The sequence below is a fragment of the Pseudomonas sp. R5-89-07 genome, assembly GCF_003851685.1.
Classification (GTDB): Bacteria; Pseudomonadota; Gammaproteobacteria; order Pseudomonadales; family Pseudomonadaceae; genus Aquipseudomonas.
Genome location: NZ_CP027727.1, coordinates 4074144 through 4097289 on the forward strand (window position 1 = coordinate 4074144; position 23146 = coordinate 4097289).

The 23146-nt window shown below is 61.1% G+C and carries 20 protein-coding genes; 7 read left to right on the forward strand and 13 right to left on the reverse strand.

Annotated features, from left to right (window positions below):
* Nucleotides 1–451 precede the first annotated feature (451 nt).
* Together C4J94_RS18555 and pap are read right to left on the reverse strand one after the other, a co-directional pair.
* Nucleotides 452–1636: a thiolase family protein gene (locus tag C4J94_RS18555; RefSeq protein WP_124387494.1), complete on the reverse strand. Its 1185-nt coding sequence runs from the start codon at nucleotides 1634–1636 to the stop codon at nucleotides 452–454.
* Nucleotides 1637–2608: 972 nt separating this feature from the next.
* Nucleotides 2609–4123, reverse strand: a complete 1515-nt coding sequence (gene pap / locus C4J94_RS18560; protein WP_124387495.1) for a polyphosphate:AMP phosphotransferase — start codon at nucleotides 4121–4123, stop codon at nucleotides 2609–2611.
* Nucleotides 4124–4278: 155 nt separating this feature from the next.
* On the opposite strand from pap, the gene mnmC reads away from it, so the two are divergent.
* The 5 genes from mnmC to C4J94_RS18585 all read left to right on the forward strand — a co-directional run bounded on the left by mnmC (nucleotide 4279) and on the right by C4J94_RS18585 (nucleotide 11606).
* Nucleotides 4279–6270 carry a bifunctional tRNA (5-methylaminomethyl-2-thiouridine)(34)-methyltransferase MnmD/FAD-dependent 5-carboxymethylaminomethyl-2-thiouridine(34) oxidoreductase MnmC gene (gene mnmC, locus C4J94_RS18565; RefSeq protein WP_124387496.1) on the forward strand — a complete coding sequence of 664 codons (1992 nt, stop codon included), beginning with the start codon at nucleotides 4279–4281 and terminating at the stop codon, nucleotides 6268–6270.
* A 162-nt stretch (nucleotides 6271–6432) separates the two neighbouring features.
* Nucleotides 6433–8205, forward strand: coding sequence for an N-acetylglutaminylglutamine amidotransferase (locus C4J94_RS18570; RefSeq protein WP_124387497.1), 1773 nt, complete (start codon nucleotides 6433–6435; stop codon nucleotides 8203–8205).
* Between the two features lie 3 nt (nucleotides 8206–8208).
* A complete protein-coding gene (gene ngg / locus C4J94_RS18575; RefSeq protein ID WP_124387498.1) occupies nucleotides 8209–9954 on the forward strand; it encodes an N-acetylglutaminylglutamine synthetase in 1746 nt (581 codons plus the stop codon).
* Nucleotides 9955–10119: 165 nt separating this feature from the next.
* The gene (locus C4J94_RS18580) at nucleotides 10120–11319 is read left to right on the forward strand and encodes an osmoprotectant NAGGN system M42 family peptidase (RefSeq protein WP_124387499.1); all 1200 of its coding nucleotides are present in this window, start codon (nucleotides 10120–10122) and stop codon (nucleotides 11317–11319) included.
* Nucleotides 11320–11378: 59 nt separating this feature from the next.
* A complete protein-coding gene (locus C4J94_RS18585; protein ID WP_003192759.1) occupies nucleotides 11379–11606 on the forward strand; it encodes a YheU family protein in 228 nt (75 codons plus the stop codon).
* A gap of 5 nt (nucleotides 11607–11611) precedes the next feature.
* Here C4J94_RS18585 and csrA read toward each other — a convergent pair whose 3' ends face one another.
* Nucleotides 11612–11815 (reverse strand): carbon storage regulator CsrA, encoded by a 204-nt coding sequence (gene csrA, locus C4J94_RS18590; protein WP_124387500.1) that lies wholly within the window; start codon nucleotides 11813–11815, stop codon nucleotides 11612–11614.
* A gap of 127 nt (nucleotides 11816–11942) precedes the next feature.
* Nucleotides 11943–12758 (reverse strand): SDR family oxidoreductase, encoded by an 816-nt coding sequence (locus tag C4J94_RS18595; RefSeq protein ID WP_124387501.1) that lies wholly within the window; start codon nucleotides 12756–12758, stop codon nucleotides 11943–11945.
* 329 nt (nucleotides 12759–13087) lie between these two features.
* Here C4J94_RS18595 and C4J94_RS18600 point away from each other — a divergent pair, with 329 nt between their 5' ends.
* Nucleotides 13088–13240 carry a DUF3309 family protein gene (locus tag C4J94_RS18600; RefSeq protein WP_003192767.1) on the forward strand — a complete coding sequence of 51 codons (153 nt, stop codon included), beginning with the start codon at nucleotides 13088–13090 and terminating at the stop codon, nucleotides 13238–13240.
* A gap of 62 nt (nucleotides 13241–13302) precedes the next feature.
* Here C4J94_RS18600 and C4J94_RS18605 read toward each other — a convergent pair whose 3' ends face one another.
* The 5 genes from C4J94_RS18605 to C4J94_RS18625 form a co-directional block, all read right to left on the reverse strand.
* Complete coding sequence (locus C4J94_RS18605) at nucleotides 13303–15390, reverse strand: LTA synthase family protein (protein ID WP_124387502.1); 2088 nt, start codon at nucleotides 15388–15390, stop codon at nucleotides 13303–13305.
* Nucleotides 15391–15834: 444 nt separating this feature from the next.
* On the reverse strand, nucleotides 15835–16026 hold the full coding sequence (locus C4J94_RS18610; RefSeq protein ID WP_003172956.1) for a PLDc N-terminal domain-containing protein: 192 nt from the start codon (nucleotides 16024–16026) through the stop codon (nucleotides 15835–15837).
* 67 nt (nucleotides 16027–16093) lie between these two features.
* The gene (locus C4J94_RS18615) at nucleotides 16094–16624 is read right to left on the reverse strand and encodes a hypothetical protein (RefSeq protein ID WP_124387503.1); all 531 of its coding nucleotides are present in this window, start codon (nucleotides 16622–16624) and stop codon (nucleotides 16094–16096) included.
* Nucleotides 16625–16664: 40 nt separating this feature from the next.
* Complete coding sequence (locus C4J94_RS18620; protein ID WP_124387504.1) at nucleotides 16665–17180, reverse strand: ankyrin repeat domain-containing protein; 516 nt, start codon at nucleotides 17178–17180, stop codon at nucleotides 16665–16667.
* A 96-nt stretch (nucleotides 17181–17276) separates the two neighbouring features.
* Nucleotides 17277–19103 (reverse strand): long-chain-acyl-CoA synthetase, encoded by a 1827-nt coding sequence (locus C4J94_RS18625; RefSeq protein ID WP_124387505.1) that lies wholly within the window; start codon nucleotides 19101–19103, stop codon nucleotides 17277–17279.
* Between the two features lie 400 nt (nucleotides 19104–19503).
* On the opposite strand from C4J94_RS18625, the gene C4J94_RS18630 reads away from it, so the two are divergent.
* Nucleotides 19504–19782, forward strand: coding sequence for a DUF3509 domain-containing protein (locus C4J94_RS18630; protein WP_003172952.1), 279 nt, complete (start codon nucleotides 19504–19506; stop codon nucleotides 19780–19782).
* A gap of 60 nt (nucleotides 19783–19842) precedes the next feature.
* Here C4J94_RS18630 and C4J94_RS18635 read toward each other — a convergent pair whose 3' ends face one another.
* From C4J94_RS18635 to aroC, 4 genes are all read right to left on the reverse strand, one after another.
* Nucleotides 19843–20112 (reverse strand): response regulator transcription factor, encoded by a 270-nt coding sequence (locus C4J94_RS18635; protein WP_124387506.1) that lies wholly within the window; start codon nucleotides 20110–20112, stop codon nucleotides 19843–19845.
* Between the two features lie 210 nt (nucleotides 20113–20322).
* Nucleotides 20323–20853, reverse strand: coding sequence for an acireductone dioxygenase (locus C4J94_RS18640; protein WP_124387507.1), 531 nt, complete (start codon nucleotides 20851–20853; stop codon nucleotides 20323–20325).
* Nucleotides 20850–22010: an MFS transporter gene (locus C4J94_RS18645; RefSeq protein ID WP_124387508.1), complete on the reverse strand. Its 1161-nt coding sequence runs from the start codon at nucleotides 22008–22010 to the stop codon at nucleotides 20850–20852. Before C4J94_RS18645 ends, C4J94_RS18640 begins: the two co-directional genes overlap by 4 nt.
* A gap of 10 nt (nucleotides 22011–22020) precedes the next feature.
* Nucleotides 22021–23112 (reverse strand): chorismate synthase, encoded by a 1092-nt coding sequence (gene aroC / locus C4J94_RS18650; RefSeq protein ID WP_124387509.1) that lies wholly within the window; start codon nucleotides 23110–23112, stop codon nucleotides 22021–22023.
* Between the last annotated feature and the right edge of the window lie 34 nt (nucleotides 23113–23146).

The window sequence follows — 23146 nt, forward strand, 5'->3', positions numbered from 1 at the left end:
CTTGCCACCGATAGGCACAGGGCTGATTAAAAGAGCGGTATGACCAGTGCTTCGAGGGGGTTGCTCCTGAGATGCTTTTCCAACTTGTTGTATTGCATTTCAGGACCACGCTCAACGCCGGGCAAGTGTCCGCTTCACACTTGAAGAAGTAAGCCAGCTGTTTCGTTTAACCGTGTAGCCCTTGCATATCAAGGCTTGCAGGAAATTTATGGCACTTTGCCAAAACTTTTAAATCAGCTGAAGGAATTGGACTACAAACGAGTTAATGCTAATAATTCAGCGCCAGATACAGCCGTAAGAATATGGCTACACAGACTTTAAAAACAATAAACCTTACTGGGATTTTGCAACTAAGGAATTCAGCCGACGGGCAAGTGGCGTTGATGAATGGCAGATGCAAACAGGGGGAGCAAAGCTCCCCCTGTGACACGTGCTGCAACCGTCAATCCATCTAGCGCACCGCTTCAAACAACCCGGTTGCGCCCATCCCGCCACCCACGCACATGGTGACGATGCCGTAGCGTAAATCACGCCGTTGCAGCTCACGCACCAGGTGCCCCACTTGCCGTGACCCGGTCATGCCGAATGGATGGCCTATGGCGATGGAGCCGCCGTTGACGTTGTACCGGGCATTGTCGATTTCCAGGCGATTACGGGCGTACAGGCACTGCGAGGCAAACGCTTCGTTGAGTTCCCACAGGTCGATGTCCGCTACCTGCAAGCCTTTGGCCTTGAGCAACTTGGGCACCGAGAACACCGGGCCGATGCCCATTTCGTCGGGCTCGCACCCGGCCACGGTAAAACCGCGAAAGAACGCCTTGGGCTTGAGCCCCAGCGCCAGGGCCCTTTCCAGGCTCATCACCAAGGTCATCGACGCGCCGTCGGACAGCTGCGACGAATTACCTGCTGTCACCGAACCGTCTTCGGCAAACACCGGCTTCAGGCCACTGAGGCTGGCCAGGGTGGTGTCGGGGCGATTGCAGTCGTCGCGGTCGACCACGCCATCGAGCACCTGTACCTGGCCGGTGGCTTTGTCTTCGACGCTGTACTTGACCGCCATCGGCACGATTTCATCGTCAAACAGGCCATCGGCCTGGGCCTGTGCGGTGCGCTGCTGGCTCTGCAGGGCATACAGGTCCTGGTCTTCGCGGCTGACGTGGTAGCGCCGCGCGACGATTTCGGCGGTCTGGCCCATGGGGAAATAGATACCCGGCACCTGCTCTTTGAGCAGCGGGTTGATCAGGTGGTCGGTGTTGACGCTTTTCATGGTCAGGCTGATGGATTCAACGCCGCCGGCGACAATGATGTCGCTGCACCCCGAGGCAATCTGGTTGGCGGCAATGGCAATCGCCTGCAAGCCCGACGAACAGAAACGGTTGAGCGTCATGCCCGCCGTACCGGTGCCCAGTCGCGACAGCACCGCCACGTTGCGTCCGATGTTGTAGCCCTGGGCGCCCTCGTTGGAGCCGGCGCCAACAATGCAGTCCTCCACCGTCGCCGGGTCGATGCCATTGCGGCTCAACAGCGCGTTTACGCAATGGGCCGCCATGTCATCAGGCCGCGTCTGGTTGAACTTTCCGCGAAAGGACTTGGCCAGGCCGGTTCGCACGCTGTCGACGATCACTACTTCACGCATGGGCTACCTCGATCTTGTGGTTGTGGATCGAGGATAGAGCGGGCCCTGGGCGACCGCGATGATCATTCACTGCATGGATGCAAAAGCATGGCAGCCAGGATGCGGTCTATCGGCTGCATGGAGATCAAATGTGGGAGGGGGCTTGCCCCCGATAGCAGAGTGTCAGTCAATAAATCAGTAACTGACCCACCGCTATCGGGGGCAAGCCCCCTCCCACCTTTGATTGGCGTTGTCAGGTATCACGCGCCCGGCCATGCCAGCTGCGGGTTGGCGAAGTATCGCCACTGGCCTGAGTGAATGCGGTCAAATTGTGGGAGGGGGCTTGCTCCCGATAGCAGGGTGACAGTCAATAAATCAGTAACTGACCCACCGCTATCGGGGGCAAGCCCCCTCCCACCTTTGATTGGCGTTGTCAGGTATCACGCGCCCGGCCATGCCAGCTGCGGGTTGGCGAAGTATCGCCACTGGCCTGAGTGAATGCGGTCAAATTGTGGGAGGGGGCAAGCCCTCGATAGCAGGGTGTCAGTCAATAAATCAGTAACTGACCCACCGCTATCGGGGGCAAGCCCCCTCCCACCTTTGATTGGCGTTGTCAGGTATCACGCGCCCGGCCATGCCAGCTGCGGGTTGGCGAAGTATCGCCACTGGCCTGAGTGAATGCGGTCAAATTGTGGGAGGGGGCTTGCCCTCGATAGCAGGGTGACAGTCAATAAATCAGTAACTGACCCACCGCTATCGGGGGCAAGCCCCCTCCCACCTTTGATTGGCGTTGTCAGGTATCACGCGCCCGGCCATGCCAGCTGCGGGTTGGCGAAGTATCGCCACTGGCCTGAGTGAATGCGGTCAAATTGTGGGAGGGGGCTTGCCCCCGATAGCAGAGTGTCAGTCAATAAATCAGTAACTGACCCACCGCTATCGGGGGCAAGCCCCCTCCCACATTTGGACTGTGGTCGACCAATAATTCTGATCAGGTCATTTCTTTTTCTTCTTGTCGTGCTTGTCGCTCTTGGCAAACGCATCTTCCAGCGCGCGGTTGAGGGTGCGCAGCACCTTGACCCTGGCCCAGCGCTTGTCATTGGCCTCCACCAGGGTCCAGGGCGCAATTTCGGTGCTGGTACGGTCGACCATGTCGCCGACAGCGGCGCGGTAATCGTCCCACTTGTCGCGGTTGCGCCAGTCGTCTTCGGTGATCTTGAAGCGTTTGAAAGGGATTTCTTCGCGCGCCTGAAAGCGCTCCAGTTGGGTGTCCTTGTCGATGGCCAGCCAGAACTTGACCACGATCACCCCGGCATCGCGCAATTGCTCTTCGAAGTCATTGATCTCGCCATAGGCGCGCATCCAGTCGGCCGGGGTGCAGAAGCCTTCGATGCGCTCCACCAGTACGCGGCCGTACCAGGAGCGGTCGAACACGGTAAACATGCCGCGGGCCGGGATCTTCTGCCAGAACCGCCACAAGTAAGGCTGGGCGCGTTCGTCTTCACTGGGCGCGGCAATCGGCACGATGTGGTACTGGCGCGGGTCCAGCGCCGCCGCCACGCGTCGGATCGCGCCGCCCTTGCCGGCCGCGTCGTTGCCTTCGAAGACACTTACCAACGCGTGCTTGCGCATGCGTTTGTCGCGCATCAGGCCGGAGAAGCGCGCTTGTTCGGTAATCAGTTGTTCTTCGTAATCGTCCTTGTCCAGGCGCAGGGACAGGTCGAGGCTGTCGAGCAGGCTTTTCTCGTCCACCGACGCAATCAAGGGCGCCGGGTTCATGCCGCTGGCCTTGCCCTTGGGCAGCTTCAAGGCATTCTGCAAACCCTCGAGCAGAATCTTGCCCACGGTGAGCCCACGGTAGTGAGGGTCGACACCTTCGATTACATGCCACGGCGCGTAGTCGCGGCTGGTGCGGCGCAGCACGCGCTCGCCGAAATGCACGAACTTGTCGTAGGTCGCCGACTGCTGCCAATCCAACGGGCTGATGCGCCAGCTGTGCAGCGGGTCATCGGCCAGCGCCTTGAGGCGTGCCTTCATCTGCTTCTTGGACAGGTGGAACCAGAACTTGAAGATCAGCGCCCCTTCATCGCAGAGCATCTTTTCCAGGCGCTCGGCGCCGGCGATGGCTTGGTCCAGACGCGCGTCCTTGATGCGCCCGTGAACCCGGCTCTGCAGCATCTGGCTGTACCAGTTGCCAAAGAAAATCCCCATGCGGCCCTTGGCCGGCAGTTGCCGCCAGTAACGCCAGGCCGGTGGGCGCGCCAGTTCCTCATCGGTCTGCTGGTCGAAGGTGCGCACTTCGATCAGGCGCGGGTCCATCCACTCGTTGAGCAGCTTGATCGTCTCGCCCTTGCCCGCGCCCTCGATGCCGTTGATCAGGATGATCACCGGAAAGCGCTTTTGCTGTTGCAGCTCATACTGCACTTCCAGCAAGGCTTCGCGCAGGGCGGGCACTTCGGCCTCAAAGGTGTCTTTGTCGATGGCGTGACCGATTTCGGCGGATTCGAACATGGGCTGCTCCGTTTCAAGATGGCTCAAGACTAGCGGATTGGGCAGCAACACGCGGAGGGAAATTCCACCGAGGCTTGCCATGGGTCAATTCCAGGCCTGTCGATCGGCTAGAATGGCCGCCTTGTGTTTGCCCGCTGTCTATTTATGAGCCGCCCATGACCCCCATCGCCCACGCCCAGCTCGACTGGGACGACCACGGCCGCCCGCATTCGCGGATGTTCAACGACGTGTATTTCTCCGACCAGTCGGGCCTTGAAGAAACCCGCTATGTGTTCCTGCAACAGAACCGTTTGCAGGAGCGCTTCGCCGCCTTGCCGGCAGGTGGGCGGCTGGTCATCGGCGAAACCGGCTTCGGCACCGGCTTGAATTTCTTGTGCGCCTGGCAGCTGTTCGATCAACACGCGGTGGCCGGGGCGCGCCTGCATTTTGTCAGCGTGGAGAAGTACCCGCTGAGCCACGCCGACCTGCAACGCGCCCTCGCCCTCTGGCCTGAGCTTCAACCCTACGCCGAAGCGCTGCTGGCCCAGTACATCGCCATTCACCCAGGCTTCCAGCAGCTGGTGCTGGACAATGGCCGCGTGACCCTGACACTGCTGATCGGCGATGCCCTGAAGCAATTGCCGCAACTGGATACGCAGGTTGACGCCTGGTTTCTCGACGGCTTCGCCCCGGCGAAAAACCCGGACATGTGGACCGCCGAGCTGTTCGCCGAACTGGCGCGCCTGGCGGCACCGGGCTCGACCATCAGCACCTTCACCAGCACCGGTTGGGTAAGGCGCTTGATCAATGCCGCCGGCTTCAAGATGAAACGCACGCCGGGCATCGGCCACAAATGGGAGATCCTGCGCGGGGAGTTTCTCGGCTGGCCCGAACACACGCCACCGCCCGCCGTGATCGCGCCGTGGTTCGCGCGGCCAGCACCTGCGCCCGGTGAACGCCGAGCGCTGGTGATCGGCGGTGGGCTGGCCGGTTGCTGCACCGCAGCCAGCCTGGCGGCGCGGGGCTGGCAGGTGTGCCTGCTGGAACGCCACGACGCCCTGGCCCAGGAAGCCTCCGGCAACCCGCAGGGCGTGCTGTACCTGAAGCTCTCGGCCCATGGCACGGCGCTGTCGCAGTTGATCGTCAGCGGTTTTGGCTACACGCGCCGGCTGCTGGAGCATTTACAGCGCGGGGTGGATTGGGACGCCTGCGGTGTGCTGCAACTGGCGTTCAATGCCAAGGAGGCCGAACGCCAGGCGCAACTGGCCGAGGCGTTCGCGCCGGGTCTGCTGCACCGCGTAGATGCAACCCAGGCGCAAGCCTACGCGCAGATACCGCTGGACATGGGCGGGCTGTTTTTTCCCGAAGGCGGCTGGGTCCATCCGCCTGCGCTGTGCGAGTGGCAGGCCCGCCATCCCGGGGTGCAGGTGCGCTTGCATGAAGAGGCGCTGACGTTGCAACGCATCGACGGCCAGTGGCAGGCCCGCAACGGTAAGACGCTGATCGCCAGCGCGCCGGTGGTGATTCTGGCCGGCGCCGCCGAGATCAAGCGCTTCCCCTTCAGCGCCGCGCTGCCGCTCAAGCGTATTCGCGGGCAGATCACCTGCCTGGCGCAGACCGCCGCCAGCCAAGCGTTGAGCACGGTGGTCTGCGGCCAGGGCTACGTCGCGCCGGCACGCCTGGGCGAACACACCCTGGGCGCCAGTTTCGATTTCAACAGCGACGATCTGACGCCCACCCTCGCCGAACACGCCGATAACCTGGCCATGCTGCGGGAAATTTCCCCGGCTTTGCTGGACGCCTTGCACCCTGAAGGCGAGCCGCTCGAAACCCTGCAGGGCCGCGCCGCATTTCGCTGCACCAGCCCCGACTACCTGCCCATCGTCGGCCCGCTGGCCGATGCCACCGCGTTTGCCCAGGCGTACGGCGTATTGGCCAGGGATGCACGCCAAATACCCGATACGCCGTGCCCATGGCTGGACGGTGTGTACATCAACAGCGGCCATGGTTCTCGCGGGTTGATCACCGCACCGCTATCGGCGCAACTGCTGGCGGCGTGGCTGGATAACGAGCCCTTGCCCGTGCCCCTGAGCGTGGCCCAGGCCTGCCATCCCAACCGCTTCGCCTTGCGCGAATTGATACGCGGCAAATCGCGAACGGCTACCTGAGGGCCAAGGGACCAATGCAAAGCGCGCCATTAATAAAAGTCCACTTATAACTTATCGTTCTAAAACTCCGGCGTTGTGCCTGGGGTCAGTTTCTGGGTAAGCGCCCTTTTGGTGCGTATTGAGTATTGACCCCTCCCCAACGGAAAAACCGGTAAGGAACTTATGTGTGGATTAGCTGGCGAGTTACGCTTTGATCATCAACCTGCCGACCTGGCAGCCGTGGAACGCATCACGCATCACCTCGCCCCTCGAGGCCCCGACGCCTGGGGCTTCCATGCTCAAGGGCCGATTGCCCTGGGCCATCGCCGCCTGAAAATCATGGACCTGTCGGACGGCTCTGCCCAACCGATGGTCGACGCCCAACCGGGCCTGTCCCTGGCGTTCAACGGCGCGATCTACAACTTCCCGGAACTGCGCCAAGAGTTGGAAGCCCTGGGCTATGCCTTCTATTCGGGCGGCGACACTGAAGTGCTGCTCAAGGGCTATCACGCCTGGGGCGAAGCGCTGCTGCCCAAGCTCAACGGCATGTTCGCCTTTGCCATCTGGGAGCGAGACGCCCAGCGTCTGTTCATCGCCCGTGACCGCCTCGGCGTCAAGCCGTTGTACCTGTCGCGTACCGGCCAGCGCCTGCGCTTTGCCTCGGCGTTGCCGGCGTTGCTCAAGGGCGGCGACATCAACCCGATTCTCGACCCGGTCGCGCTCAACCATTACCTCAATTTCCACGCGGTGGTGCCGGCTCCGCGCACGCTGCTGGCGGGCATCGAAAAGCTGCCGCCAGCCACCTGGATGCGCATCGAGGCCGATGGCAAGACCGAACAGAAAACCTGGTGGACCCTGCCCTACGGCCCCCATGAAGATGAAAAACACCTGACCCTGGAAGACTGGACCGACCGCGTACTCGACAGCACCCGCGAAGCCGTGGCCATTCGCCAACGCGCGGCCGTGGACGTCGGCGTGCTGCTCTCCGGCGGCGTCGACTCGAGCATGCTCGTCGGCCTGTTGCGCGAAGTGGGCGTGGAAGGCCTGTCGACCTTCTCCATCGGTTTTGAAGACGCCGGCGGCGAGCGTGGCGATGAGTTCCAGTATTCGGACCTGATTGCCAAGCACTACGGCACCCATCACCACCAATTGCGCATCGCCGAGAGCGAGATCATCGAGCAATTGCCGGCGGCCTTTCGCGCCATGAGCGAACCGATGGTCAGCCATGACTGCATCGCGTTCTACCTGCTCTCGCGGGAAGTGGCCAAGCATTGCAAGGTGGTGCAAAGCGGCCAGGGCGCCGACGAATTGTTCGCCGGTTACCACTGGTACCCGCAGGTGGACGGCGCCAGCGACCCGTATGCGGCGTACCGCGAAGCGTTCTTCGACCGCAGCTACGACGACTATGCCGCCACCGTTGCGCCGAAATGGCTGACCGCCAACGACGCCGCCGGTGACTTCGTGCGCGAGCATTTTGCGATGCCAGGCGCGGACGCTGCGGTGGACAAGGCCCTGCGCCTGGACAGCACGGTGATGCTGGTGGACGACCCGGTCAAACGCGTCGACAACATGACCATGGCCTGGGGTCTGGAAGCGCGTACGCCGTTTCTCGACTACCGCCTGGTGGAACTGTCGGCCCGCGTGCCGGGCAAGTTCAAGTTGCCCGACGGCGGCAAACAGGTGCTCAAGGAGGCCGCGCGCCGCGTGATCCCCAGCGAAGTCATCGACCGCAAGAAAGGCTACTTCCCGGTGCCCGGTCTCAAGCATTTGCAGGGCGATACCTTGAATTGGGTACGCGAACTGCTGCTGGACCCCAGCCAGGACCGTGGCTTGTTCAACCCCGCCATGCTCGACCGCTTGCTGACGGACCCACAAGGCCAACTGACCCCGTTGCGCGGCTCCAAGCTGTGGCAACTGGCGGCGCTGAACCTGTGGCTCAGCGAACAAGGAATCTGATCGATGAAACCTAACGCCGCGGCGTACAGCCAACGCTTGCTCAAGGTCCAGGCGCCGACCTACGAGCGCCTGCAGGCCCGGCTTGCCGAAGACGGCAGCCCGCAAGGCCCCGAACCGATTGCCGTGCATTGCGGCTGGGGCCGCCTGCTGATCGGGCATACCTTTCCCGACCCGGCCAGCCTCGCCCAGGAGTTGCTCAAGGAGCAGCCCGGCGAGCGTGACATCGCACTGTATGTGGCCGCGCCCCAGCAGATTCTCGGGATCGATCCGCAGAAACTGTTCCTCGACCCCTCCGATACGCTGCGCCTATGGTTCAGCGACTATCGCCCCGCTACACGGGTGTTTCGCGGCTTCCGCATCCGCCGTGTACAGAGCGAAGCCGACTGGCACGCGGTAAACCTGCTGTATCAAGGACGCGGCATGTTACCCGTTGATCCCGAGCGCCTGACGCCACGTCATCAAGGCGGCCCGGTGTACTGGCTGGCGGAGGATGAAGACAGCGGCGCGGTCATCGGCAGCGTGATGGGCCTGAACCACCAGAAAGCTTTTCACGACCCGGAAAACGGCTGCAGCCTGTGGTGCCTGGCGGTGGACCCGCAATGCACCCGGCCTGGCGTGGGTGAAGTGCTGGTGCGCCACTTGGTGGAACACTTCATGAGCCGTGGCCTGGGCTATCTGGACCTGTCGGTGCTGCACGATAACCGCCAGGCCAAAAACCTCTATGCCAAGCTCGGCTTCCGGGCGCTGACCACCTTTGCGATCAAGCACAAGAACGGCATCAACCAGTCGCTGTTCCTCGGCCCTGGCCCTCAGGCCGGGCTCAATCCCTATGCGCGGATCATCGTTGAAGAAGCCCACCGGCGCGGCATCGATGTGCAGGTGGACGATGCCGAGGCCGGCCTGTTTACCCTCTGCCTCGGCGGGCGGCGCATACGCTGCCGCGAGTCGTTGAGCGACCTGACCAGCGCCATCAGCATGACCTTGTGCCAGGATAAGAGCCTGACCCACAAGGTGCTCAAAGCCGCCGGTTTGAAACTGCCTTCCCAGCAATTGGCGGGCAGTGCCGACGACAACCTGGAGTTTCTCGACGAGCATCAGCGCATCGTGGTCAAGCCCCTCGATGGCGAGCAAGGCCAGGGCGTGGCGGTGGATCTGCAGACCATCGAGGAGGTGCAGCAAGCGATTGAAGCGGCGCGCCAATTCGACAGCCGGGTGCTGCTCGAGAGCTTCCACGAAGGCCTGGACCTGCGCATTCTGGTGATCGGCTTTGAAGTGGTTGCCGCCGCGATTCGGCGCCCGGCCGAAGTGATAGGCGATGGTCAGCATTCGATCCGCGCCTTGATCGAAGCCCAAAGCCGGCGTCGCCAGGCTGCCACCGATGGCGAAAGCAAGATCCCCCTGGATGCGGAAACCGAGCGCACCCTGAAAGCCGCCGGGTATGACTACGACAGCGTGCTGCCACGCGGCGTGCAATTGGCCGTGCGTCGCACCGCCAACCTGCATACCGGTGGTTGCCTGGAAGACGTCACGGCGATCCTGCACCCGACCCTGGTGGACGCCGCCGTACGCGCCGCCCGTGCCCTGGACATTCCCGTGGTCGGCCTCGACTTGCTCGTGCCGGCCGCCGATCAACCCGAGTACGTGTTTATCGAAGCCAACGAGCGGGCCGGCCTTGCCAACCATGAACCGCAACCGACCGCTGAGAAGTTTGTGGACCTGTTGTTTCCGCACAGTCAGCCGGCCGCTTGAGGAATGTGCTGAATGTGAAACCGCTATCGGGAGCCCCCTCCCACCTTTGACGGTGTTCACCTTCAAAGGTGGGAGGGGCTGGCCCCCGATAAGGCCGGTGAAGGCAACTACATTCCCCCTTACCTCATCGAAACCATCGATGCCCTCAACTCATCAGGAGTTTCCATGACCCGAACCATTCCCGAACCGGATCTCGCCTACCTGCAAAAAGTACTGCTGGAAATGCTCGCCATTCCCAGCCCCACCGGGTTTACCGACACCATCGTGCGCTACGTCGCCGAACGCCTGGAAGAACTTGGCATCCCGTTTGAAATGACCCGGCGCGGTACTATTCGCGCCACCCTCAAGGGCCAGAAAAGCAGCCCCGACCGCGCTGTCTCCGCGCACCTGGACACCATCGGCGCCGCCGTACGCGCCATCAAGGACAACGGCCGCCTGACGCTGGCGCCGGTGGGCTGCTGGTCAAGCCGCTTTGCCGAAGGCAGCCGCGTCAGCGTGTTCACCGACAGCGGTGTGATTCGCGGCAGCGTGTTGCCCTTGATGGCCTCCGGGCATGCGTTCAACACCGCCGTGGATGAAATGCCGGTGAGCTGGGACCACGTCGAACTGCGTCTGGACGCCTACTGCGCGACCCGCGCCGATTGCGATTCCCTGGGCATCGGCATCGGCGACTACGTGGCATTCGACCCACTGCCGGAGTTCACCGAAAGCGGGCACATCAGTGCGCGTCACCTGGACGACAAAGCCGGCGTCGCCGCCCTGCTCGCCGCGCTCAAGGCGATCGTCGACAGCGGCGAGCCGTTGCTGATCGACTGCCACCCGCTGTTTACCATCACCGAGGAAACCGGCAGTGGCGCGGCGGCGGCCCTGCCCTGGGATGTGAGTGAGTTCGTCGGTATCGATATCGCCCCGGTCGCCCCCGGCCAGCACTCCAGCGAGCACGCGGTGAGCGTGGCCATGCAGGATTCCGGCGGGCCGTATGACTATCACTTGTCACGTCACCTGCTGGGCCTGGCGGCGGATAACGAGTTGCCGGTGCGCCGCGACCTGTTCCGCTATTACTTCAGCGATGCGCATTCGGCGGTGACCGCCGGGCATGACATTCGCACGGCCCTGCTGGCGTTCGGTTGCGACGCCACCCACGGCTACGAGCGCACCCATATCGACAGCCTGGCGGCCCTCAGTCGCCTGCTGGGCGCGTACATCCTCAGCCCACCGGTATTTGCCAGCGACGCGCAACCGGCCCAGGGCTCTCTGGACCGCTTCAGCCATCAGATCGAACATGAGACGCACATGGAGAACGATACCCGTGTGCCGTCGGTGGACAGCCTGGTCGGCCATAAGTCAGACGCCGGCAGCAGCTGATACTGGCAACATGGGTCCCGGCACAGTAGCATCGCCGGGACCTGACACCTGAGGCTTGTATGCTGATTCCCTACGACGCGCTTGAAGTCGACACCCTGACCCGTCTCATCGAAGATTTCGTCACCCGCGATGGCACCGACAATGGCGACGACACACCGCTGGAAACCCGTGTATTGCGGGTGCGCCAGGCACTGACCAAGGGCCAGGCCCTGATCGTGTTCGATCCGGAAAGCGAACAATGCCAATTGATGCTCAAGCACGACGTGCCCAAGCATCTGTTTGACTGACGGTATCAGGGGTTGGGCACCGGCACCGGATAAGTCGCGCTGGCCTTGCGCTCGAGGATTTTGCGGTACACCTCGGCGCGGTGCACGCTGACGCCTACGGGTGCTTCGATGCCGAATTTAACGTGATGACCGTTGAGTTCGAGAATGTGCAAGACGATGTCATCGCCGATGGCGATGGTTTGGCCTACAGCACGGCTTAAGACCAGCATGGCGGTTGTCCTTTTCCAGTGTCCGGACCCCGACCATCCTTGTTTGCAGCACAACTCACAACGGCTTGCGGCCAAATCAGGCGCCACCTACACAGATAGGTAACTTACCTGACAGACCGCCCCCAGATCAGACCTTGTTGGCCTGTGCCTTGGCGCGCATTTTGTCGGCCATCAACGTCATCTCGTCATACAGCAACTGTGGTTTTTTCTGTTTGAGCGCCCATGCCATCCGCCCCTGCTCGTGGGGCAGAATCATGAACTCGCCTTCGGCCACGCGCTGGTAAATATAGTCGGCGATATCCGTCGCCGAAATCGGTGAACTCTCGAGCAACTTGCCCACCTGTGCCTTCATCGCCGGCGTGGGCCCACGGAATGAATCGAGCAGATTGGTCTGGAAAAACGACGGGCAGACCACATGCACGCCGACCTCCTGCTGCTTGAGCTCCACCAACAGGCTTTCCGACAGCGCCACCACACCGGCCTTGGCCACGTTGTAGTTGCTCATGGCCGGCCCCTGCATCAGCGCAGCCATCGAGGCGATGTTGATAATGCGGCCCTTGCTCTTTTCCAGCAGCGGCAGGAATGCCTTGCAACCCTTGACCACGCCCATCAGGTTGATTGCGATTTGCCAGTCCCAATCTTCCAGCGACAGTTCAGCAAAGAACCCACCAGAAGCCACACCCGCGTTATTGACGATCACATCGATGCCGCCAAGCTTCACTTCGCACGCCTGCGCGAATGCGGTGAGCTGGCTGTAATCACGCACATCGCAGCGCTGGGTGAAACCGTCGCCGCCGGCTTCGCGCACTAGCTTGAGGGTTTCCTGCAAGCCGGGCTCGCTGACATCCGATAAAGCCAACTGCCAACCCTCTCGGGCCCAGCGCAGAGCGATTTCACGGCCCAGGCCGGACCCGGCGCCCGTGATCATCATGCGGTTTTGCATAGGAAGTAGCCTTGTGGTTTACCAGAGGAGTGACCGGCAGTGTAGCGAAGGTTTTTGCCACACCCACGCACCATCAGAGTGATGAATGCCCCAGGCAAACTGCGGGCTCGGTCGGATGCGCACGCATAGACTAAGTTCAATCTTTTTCAACTAAGTTGATGCAGTTGCGCACGCGTTAAAAGAAATAAGCCAGCAACCAAATTGCTTTAAAAAAATAAGGAATTTTTTGTGAAGCGGCGCAGTCGGAGTTGGTAAGCCGTCCATAATCAAGTGGACGAGACTCCCGCTGAATAACCGGTCTTTACAGAAGGCCTATAAGGAATAAAACCATGAGCCTGATTCTGATCATTATCCTGATCCTGTTGCTGGTCGGTGGCCTGCCAGTGTTCCCGCACTCGCGTAACTGGGGCTATGGCCCGTCGGGTATCCTCGGTGTAGTGCTGGTCGTTCTGCTGGTGCTGTTGTTACTCGGCAAAATATAAAACGCGCTTTTACGAACAAAAAAAAGAGGCCTCGATGAGGCCTCTTTTTTATTGCCGATCGGTTAATCCGGCTTACCGTCTACCACGCCTGCGGTGTTATCCAACAGGCTCTTGGTGGCGGTCTGCAGGAACGACTCGAGTTTCTGCTTCAATGCCGCTTCGTCCGATGACTCTTCAATCGCCTTGCCGGTCGGGTTGGCGCCCAGTTCGTATTGCCACAGCTTGGGCGGCATTTCCTTGGGCAGGACCAGCACGCGGTCGGCGGTGAGCAGGGCGACGGTCTGATCGCTGCCCGACGGTTTGATCACGCCGAAGCCCTTGTCGCCTTCCGGCAGGTTGAGCAGGTCACGGCCCCAGCACTGGTGCAGGGTGTCACCGCCCAGGCGGCCCATGATGGTCGGGACGATATCGATCTGGGTGCCCACGGTGTGGTCACGCTCGCCGAACTTTTCCTGCATGCCTGGCGCGATCATCAGCATCGGCACGTTGAAGCGCCCCAGGTCCATCTCGGTGATTTGCTGCTCGTTACCGAAGCCGTGGTCACCCACCACCACGAACAGGGTTTCCTTGAAGTACGGCTCCTTGCGGGCCTTCTCGAAGAACTGGCCCAACGCCCAGTCGGAGTAACGCATGGCCGTCAAATGCTCGTTGAGGCTGCCACGGTCGGTAACTTTCTCAACCGGCAATGGCGTCGGCAATGCGTACGGGGTGTGGTTGGACAAAGTTTGCAGCAGGGCGTAGAACGGCTTGCCACCTTCGCGGGCCTTCAGTTCTTCCAGGCCACGGTTGAACATGTCCTGGTCGGACACGCCCCAGGTCGGGTCGGAGAAAACCGGGTTGACGAAGTCATTGCGGCCAATGAAGTTGGTCATGCCCTGGTTGCTGAAGAAGCCCGACTGGTTGTCCCAGGCGAAGTCGCCGTTGTAGACATACACATCGTCGAAATCACGCGCGCTGAGCAACTGCGGCAGGCCCGACAGTTTGTGACTGCCTTCCGGGGTCTGCATCAGGTATTCGAAGCCCGGCAGGTTCGGGAAACAGGCCATGGTGGCAAACATACCCTGGTGGGTGTGGGTGCCGTTGGAGAAGAAGCGATCAAACAGCAGGCCTTCCTTGGACAACTTGTCGAAGTACGGCGTGATATTGCCGGGACGGCCCAAGGCGCCTACCGAGTGACCGGCAAAGCTTTCCATCAGGATCACGACCACGTTCTTGATCGGCAGGGTCTTCTCGGCCGGCGGCGTGTAATCACGGCGCACGGCAGCGGTGTCGGTATCTACCAGCTTCTCGCTTGGCAACACCAGCATGTCACGCACGGTCTGGGTGGCCAGCGGTTGCTCCAGGGTGGCTTTCCAGATGTTGGAACGCTCTTCGGAGAAGCGCGACTTGGCGGCGGCGATCAGCGACAGCGTGCCATTGAGGCCCAACTGGTTGGCGAAGTTCGAATCGGTGGTGTACACGTCACCCCAGCGCAGCGGCGGGCCCTGGCGCAGAGTGCCGCGGATGGCGACGACAGCAACCAGCAGGCACACCACGAATACCGCGATGCGGCTGTACCACGGCGCCACCTGGCGCGTGCCGATACTGCCGCCACTGAACGGGCCACGCGGGCGCGTCGCACGGTCGGCGCCCTTGAAGGCCATGCTCAGGATCAGCGTGCCCACGGCCCAGGCCAACAGGTAGCGCACCACCGGGAAACCGTACCAGAGCATGCTCATCACGGTTTTCGGGTCTTCCTTCACATACTGGAAGACCAGGCCGTTGAGACGCTGGTGAAACTCGCGGTAGAAGTCCATCTCCATCAGGCCCAGGAACAGCGCAATGCTGGAGGCGACGGTCAGCCACAGCCGGAAGAACCCACGTGCCGCCATGGCCCGTACGCTGAACAAGGCCAGCAGCAGCGGGATCAGCACGTACATCACCAGGCGAATATCCAGGCGCAGGCCGTTGGCGAACGCTTCGAGGAAGGTCGAGGCCGGTGTGTCGAGGATCATCTCGCGGTTGTAGACCAGCAACGCCAGGCGCAGCAGGGAGAACATCACCATCAGGACCAGTGCGCAGAGCAGCGTGTATGCCAGATGGGATTTGACGGTCGGTTGCAGCAGGCGATTTGAAGCTCGCTGCTGATTCAGGGCGTCCGGGTTTGCCATGTCGTTTTAGGACCCATTGGAAGTTGAAGTTGCGAAATTATGCAGTGGCGTGCGCCCCTCGCCCAGGCTGGCCGGGGTGGGCGGTTAACGCGGTGGGGGCAAATGGTGCCCGATCAACGGCATCAACGCTATATATTACTGAACGTGCGCCGCCGCCCTGCCTTTATGAGCTGAGCCTTGGCAGAGAAACAAAGCCGGGGAATTGTCTTGGATGAGATGTGAAAAAATCGTGCAGCGAATAGTTTCGACACACAAATCTCCCAGACACATTGAAAGCAAATGTGGGAGGGGCACGGGCCCCTGATGCCTGTCAGTAACGTTTTTTGTAGGAGCGAGCTTGCTCGCGAAGAACTCAAGGCCCGTGCGTTTATTCAGAATGAACGCGTTGCCTGGAGGTTTTTCGCGAGCAAGCTCGCTCCTACAGGAGTTGAAGTGAGCGAACGATCAGATCCGCACGTTACCGCGCGGCCCGGCAATCGCCCAGATGATCAGGCCCAGCACTGGCAGCAGCAGGATCAGCAAGATCCACAGTACCTTGGCGCCCGTGCTCGCGCCGCTTTTGAACACGTTGATGATCGCCCAGATATCCAGCGCGAGGATGATCAGGCCAATCAGGCCATTGAAAGTGGAACCCATGGTGTCGCTCCTAAGTGAGGGCTTGCCCTTGTAGGATAGTCAGCCCTGGCAGGGGTTCCGTATTATTTCAGACGTGAACGGCAATCTTCAGTGCTTCCAGCGACGGCTCGGCCTGGATACCGACTTCGGCGCACAGTTGCAGCACGCGGGGCAGGTCATTGCCGAACACCAGCACGGCCTGGATTTCGTCATCGAGCAACTGGCTGAAGTTGAGCAGCACATAGCCGCCGTCTTCCGGGCTGAGGGCGCTCATCTGGATCTGGATGCGATTGAGCGCGGTCAGGTCCTCGGTTTTAGCCAATTGCTTGGGCTTGAGGTTGAACGCCACACCGGGGCCGAACGAGGCAACGATCTGGGCAAACAGGTCGGCGTAGGTGTCGGCCTGGAACAGCACGGTGTCCGGCAGACTACCGATTACCACCCACTCCCCCAGCGGAATCGGGAAGGTGTCGTCGTAGTTGATATCCGGATTGGCCGCCAGAAAGGCCGCAGGGTCCGCGTAGGCCTGGGCCGCTTCGTCGGCGATACGCGCCACTTCGTCCTCACCCATAACGCCGGCGCTGATTTTACTGATGAGTTCGACGAGAGCGGTTTTCATGGATAGTCCTGTGGCGGGCGGGTTTTCGAGGGCGCGTAGCCTACACCAGTTTTTGCAACAACGCCGCCGTATCCACGGCGCCCATGGTCTGCGCCGCCGCCAGTGCCGTCGCGCCCTGGGCGTCCGTGGCCTTGGGGTTGGCACCCTGGCCTAACAGGTACTCGAGCATGTCGACGCGGTTGAACATGGCCGCCATCATCAAGGCCGTGCGCCCATCCGAAGACGCCGCTTCAACCGGGGTTGCGCCTTCGATCAGCGCCTTGACCACGGCCAGGTGGCCCTTGAACGCCGCACCGGCAATCGGCAGTTGGTTCTTGTCATTGGCGATCAAGGGATCAGCCTTGAACTCCAGCAGCACTTTTACCGCCTCGGCATGGCCGTGGTAAGCCGCCAGCATCAGCAGCGTGTCGCCATTGTGGTTACGAAAGTTGGCCGGCAAGCCTTTGGCCAATAGCGCTGCGAGCATGGCGGCGTCGCCTTTGCGGGCGACATCGAAGACTTGCTCGGCAAATTCGGCGGCTTCGTCTTCGGTCATTTGTTTAGGCTGGGTCGACATGTAGGGGCTCCTTTGTGATGCTGTATATGGCGCCCAGTGTCGCGATGGAGTTCCCCGCTGTCATGGCTTTTTTGCCAAAAGCGTCCATAGGCACAATCAATAGCGAAAATGTCCGCCTTGTATCTGCGCAAGCAGTTGCGCGGTTACCGGCACGTAGCTGTCCGAGCCCGGCAACCAGGCAAATAGCGGATCATTGCCGGCCTTGTCCGGGTCGAACGCCTCTTCCTTGAGCTTCACCTTCTGGTACTTGAAGGTGCCGGTGGTTTCCATCTTCACTTTGATCCGCAGGAACAACGGCACCGCATAATGCGGCAACTGGCCGTGGGCGAACTGCAGCAACTCGCGCATATCCAGCGCGGCCAGGGACTCGCGCGGCGTGATGGCGACCATCCCGGCACGCCCGTTGGTGTTGACGATCTCGACCCCATAGGCCACAACCTCGGCAATTTGCGGGTGTTGCAGCAGGGTGTTCTCGACCTCGGTGGTAGACACGTTTTCGCCCTTCCAGCGAAAGGTGTCGCCCAGTCGGTCGACGAATTGCCCATGGCCGAAGCCGATGCTGCGCACCAGGTCGCCGGTATTGAAATAGCGGTCGCCCTTCTCGAATACGTCGGTCAGCACCACCTTGCGATTTTTTTGCGGATCGGTGTAGCCGTCGAACGGTGACTTTTCATCGATCCTCGCCAGCAACACGCCCTGCCCGCCCTTGGGCACCCTGGTCATGTAACCATCGCTGCCGCGCAGCGGCTCACCGGTGTCGTGGGTGTAATCCACCAGCGCCCAATGCTGCAGGCAAAAGCCGATGGTGTTGTCGAAATTCAACACGTTGGTAAAGCCGATATTGCCGTCGCTGGCCGCGTAGAGTTCGCAGATGTGCTCGACTCCATAGCGCTGCTTGAACTGCGCCCACACCCCTGGGCGCAGGCCATTGCCCACCATCTTGGTCACGCTGTTATGGCGATCCTGCTCGCTGGGCGGCTGGTCGAGCAGGTAGCGACACAACTCACCGACATACCCCAGGGTGGTCGCATTGAACGTGCGCACGTCGTCCCAGAACTGGCTGGCGCTGAACTTGCGGCGGATGGCGAACCCGGACGCGCCAATGATTGCCGAGCCCCAGCACACACACAGGCCGGTGGCGTGGTACAGCGGCAAAGTGCAATACATGACGTCTTGCGGGCCCATGTTCAGGGCAATGCTGCCGAAACTCACGGCGGTCTTGGTCCAGCGCCCGTGCTTCATGATGCCGGCCTTGGGTAGACCGGTGGTGCCGGAGGTGTAGATATAAAAGCAGGGATCGTTGAAAAACACCTGGGCGCAGCTGACGGGGTTGTCCTCCGGGCTCTGCGCGCTGGCGGCCATCAGGTCGATAAACCCGTTGGGCGGCCCGCTCTCCGCTTGATCCGCGACGAACCAGGTGCGCTCAGGCGCTATTTCCACCTGATCGCGCACCGCCGCGTAGGCGTCTACCAATTCCGCGCCCACCACAATCGCCGCCGGGCTGACCAGGCTCAGGCTGTGCACCAGCGCCGCCTGGGTTTGCGCGGTATTGAGCATGGCGCAGATCCCGCCGAGCTTGGCCACGGCCAGCACGGTCAGCAGCAACTCCGGGCGATTTTCGATGAACAGTGCCACTACCTCGCCTTTACGGATGCCCTGGCCCTGCAGATGATGGGCGATGCGATTGGCGCGCTGATTGGCGTCGCGGTAGCTGATCACGCTGTCGCCATACAGCAAGGCGGCACCCTGCGGATTGCGCAGGGTGGCTTGTTCGAAATGCCAGCCCAGGCCGCAAGGCTGGGTGGGGTCGGTGATGTTGGCGGCGCGCATGCCGCGCAGCACTCGCGGGAGCGCCCGCACAATCGTCGGCACCTTTCGCAGTAGCATGCTCCAGGTAATCATGTCGCTTGGATGATGAGCCATGGCGGGACGTCCTTTTCTTATTGTTGATCGGGGTCCGGACACTCGGCCGAGAAATTGGCCGGCCCCTTTCAAGGAAAATACGTCAGCCCTTCTTTGGCTGTACACGCAGGATTTGAAATGTTTTGTATCCCGGACGGCTGCCAGGGGCCCGAAGGGAATTTATCCGGCAAATACGCGGTCAGAATCGGTAGAAAAGGAATATTGCGCGCAGAAAGTAATCATCCGGATAACGCAAAATGCAGGATGCACGATGGCCTTTCATGCAAATTGCACGAAAACAAAAATTCCGAAAATTTGTAACTGACTGATTTATAAGAATTTTTAAGAAGATCCAATACTGGCACAAACGCTGCACCTATCACTCCATGCTTGCCAACTTGAGCCAATGGAGCTGATAGACATGAGCCTGATCCAAGATAAATTCGCTTCGGTATTTTCCAACTACGACGTCACCACCCAACCACGTCCAGACGGCGGCATCCTGTTGACCCTGCGCAACAGCGAAGGCAAGCAGGTCAAGCGCTCGATCTCGTATCAGCAGCTGCACACCGCCGACCAGCTCACTTGGGTGATCAGCGCAATTCGCCGCGACCTGGCCGAACAAGCCAGCGAGCTGCCGCAAATTTCGATGCTGCAAAGCCAGAACCGCTTTGCCCTGCCGACTTACCATTCGGCATAAGCTTCACTCCAATAAAGAGGGCCGCAACGCCGTTGAGCGTCGCGGCCCTTTTTTATGCCGTCAGCACAGGCCCTGACGCGCCGCTTCATTCATCGCCTGCACCCGGTTATTCACATCGAGCTTGCCGTAGATATTGCGCAGATGGAATTTGACCGTCGCCTCCGAAGTGCAGCGAATCCTGCTCATCTCCCAAATGGTCTTACCCTCTGAGGCCCATCGCAGGATCTCCAGCTCCGTCTTGGTCAGGGGCTTACCGAGTAAACTCAAGCGTCTTCTGATAACCGTCGGCACAACGTCCAGCGGTTGAGATAACTCCTCGGGGCGACTCATTACTTTCTCCTTTTTATATATGCTGATGCGCTGCCACCCTTCGGATTCCTCCTATTGACAGGCGACATAAACATTGAATAAGGAGAGAGTTACATAACTGGCGGAATGAGAGAGCAAGGCCGAGGATAAACAGCCAAGCCCTACATGTATTTAGGCTTCTTCCCACAGCACATTCCAACTTGCCGGGGTTGAACATTTAAAAGACTTGTCCTAGTCGTCCAGCTTGGCAAAGTCCCGAGCGAGGTCATTACCGGTCAATGTCGGCACCGAGCCCTCTGTGGTGTTGAACATATGCAGCGCTACAAAATGCGGGTTCTCGCCGATGTCGAACCAATGCTGCATGCCGGCGGGCACGATCAGCAGATCGTGCTTTTCACAGCGCACACCATAGACGTAATCGCCAATGTGCAACGAAAACAACCCCTGACCCGCGATGAAAAATCGCGCTTGATCTTCACTGCAGACGTGCTCGTTCAGGCGTTCGGCCCGCAACGCATCTTTCTGCGGATGATCACCGGTCACGCTGACCACTTGGACGCGGGCGTAGCCAAGCGCGTCGATCTGCGACTGATACGCCGCCATCATCTGCGCCTCGCTCGCGCCCTTTTCGAGAGGGCTGGGCTGCCAGCGCTCAAAGCGCACGCCGCGTTCGGCCAGGGTCGACTGAATGTCGTCGAAGTGGGTCAGCAGTTTGTTCGGGGTGTCCGGTGTAGTGATGTGATAGACAGCGACATAACTCATTGCACGGCTCCTTGGTTCGGTTCTTGCAATCGAAGGCCAATGATAACGGCGGCCGCCAGGGCCGCGATGCTGGCGATACTGAACGTGAGCGTCGGGCCCAGCAGGTTCCAGCTGTAGCCGGCATACAGCGCACCCAGCGCACCGCCGGTGCCAGCCAAGGCGGCATACAGCGCCTGGCCCTGGCCTTGCTGATGATCGCCGAAACTGCGCTGCACGAAAGCGATGGCCGCCGCATGAAAACTGCCGAACGTGGCGGCGTGCATCACTTGCGCCAGCAGCAATACCCAGAAAAATTCGGCAAACGCACCGAGCAACAGCCAGCGCAGCGCCGCCAGCAGGAAACTGGCCAGCAGCACCCGGCGCACCGAAAAACGCGCCAGAATGCGGCTCATGCAAAGGAACATCAAGACCTCCGCCACCACCCCGAGGGCCCACAGCAGGCCGATCACGCCACGGCTGTAGCCCAGGTGTTCAAGGTGCAGGGTGAGGAAGGTGTAATACGGGCCATGACTCATCTGCATCAGCGCCACACAGGCATAGAATGCCAGCACGCCGGGGCTGCGCAATTGCCGGATAAACCCGTCGCCGGCCAAGCGCTTGCCGTGGCTGGCAGGGTGGGCGTTCGGCACCCACAGGCTGGCGCCGATGATACCGGCCATGATCACCACAACCACCACCGGGTAGATCGCCACGCTCAGCCAGTCAAACAGCCTGCCCATGATCACCACGGTGAGGATAAAGCCGATGGAGCCCCACAGGCGTATCTGACTGTAGCGCGCCGTCTGCTGTTGCAGGTGGGCCAGGGTGATCACTTCGAACTGCGGCAGCACGGCGTGCCAAAAGAACGCGTGCAACGCCATCACCAATGCCAGCCAGGCGTACGTCTTGCTGACAAAAATCAGCGAAAAACTCAACAGCGTGCACACCGCGCCAAACCGCACGATCGCCAGGCGTCGGCCAGTGTGGTCGCCCAGCCAACCCCAGAGGTTGGGCGCCACGCAACGCATCAGCATGGGAATGGCCACCAGCTCGCCGATACGCGCGCTGGAGAAACCCAGGTAATCGAAGTACAGCGCCAGGAACGGCGCCGTCGCCCCGAGCAGGGCGAAGTAGAACAGGTAAAAGCTGGAGAGGCGCCAATACGGGAGGGCTGTCACCTTCAACGCGTCACAGCTGGCCCAGCACCGGCGTACTCACCTGCACATCCGCATTCTGCCCGCGGTTGCGCAGCAGGTGGTCCATCAACACGATGGCCATCATCGCCTCGGCAATCGGCGTGGCGCGGATGCCGACGCACGGGTCGTGACGGCCTTTGGTGATCACGTCAACCGGGTTGCCGTGCACATCGATCGAACGGCCCGGGGTGGTGATGCTCGATGTGGCCTTGAGCGCCAGGTGCGCCACGATCGGCTGGCCCGAGGAGATGCCGCCGAGGATGCCGCCGGCGTTATTGCTGAGGAAACCCTGCGGGGTCATCTCGTCGCGATGCTCGGTACCGCGCTGGGACACACAGGCGAAACCGGCGCCGATTTCCACGCCCTTGACCGCGTTGATGCTCATCAGCGCGTGGGCCAGTTCGGCGTCGAGGCGGTCGAAGATCGGCTCGCCCAGGCCCGGCTTCACCCCTTCGGCCACCACGGTGATTTTCGCACCGACCGAGTCCTGGTCGCGGCGCAGCTGGTCCATGTAGGCTTCCAGTTCCGGCACCTTGTCCGGGTCGGGGCAGAAGAAGGCGTTGTCTTCGACGCTGTCCCAGGTCTTGAACGGGATTTCAATCGGGCCGAGCTGGCTCATGTAGCCACGAATGACGATGCCCTGGGTCGCCAGGTATTTCTTGGCAATGGCACCGGCCGCCACGCGCATCGCGGTTTCGCGGGCCGAGCTGCGGCCGCCGCCACGGTAGTCGCGTTCGCCGTATTTGTGATGGTAGGTGTAGTCGGCGTGGGCCGGGCGGAACAGGTCCTTGATCGCCGAGTAGTCCTTGGACTTCTGGTCGGTATTACGAATCAACAGGCCGATGGCGCAACCGGTGGTGCGGCCTTCGAACACGCCGGAGAGGATCTCGACTTCGTCGGGCTCCTGGCGCTGGGTGGTGTGGCGGCTGGTGCCGGGCTTGCGGCGGTCCAGATCATGTTGCAGGTCTTGCAGAGACAGCTCGAGGCCGGGCGGGCAGCCGTCGACAATGGCGACCAACGCCGGGCCATGGCTTTCGCCCGCGGTGGTGACAGTGAACAGCTTGCCGAAGGTATTGCCGGACATGCAGGGCGCTCCGTGAAGTCAGTTGAAACAAGTC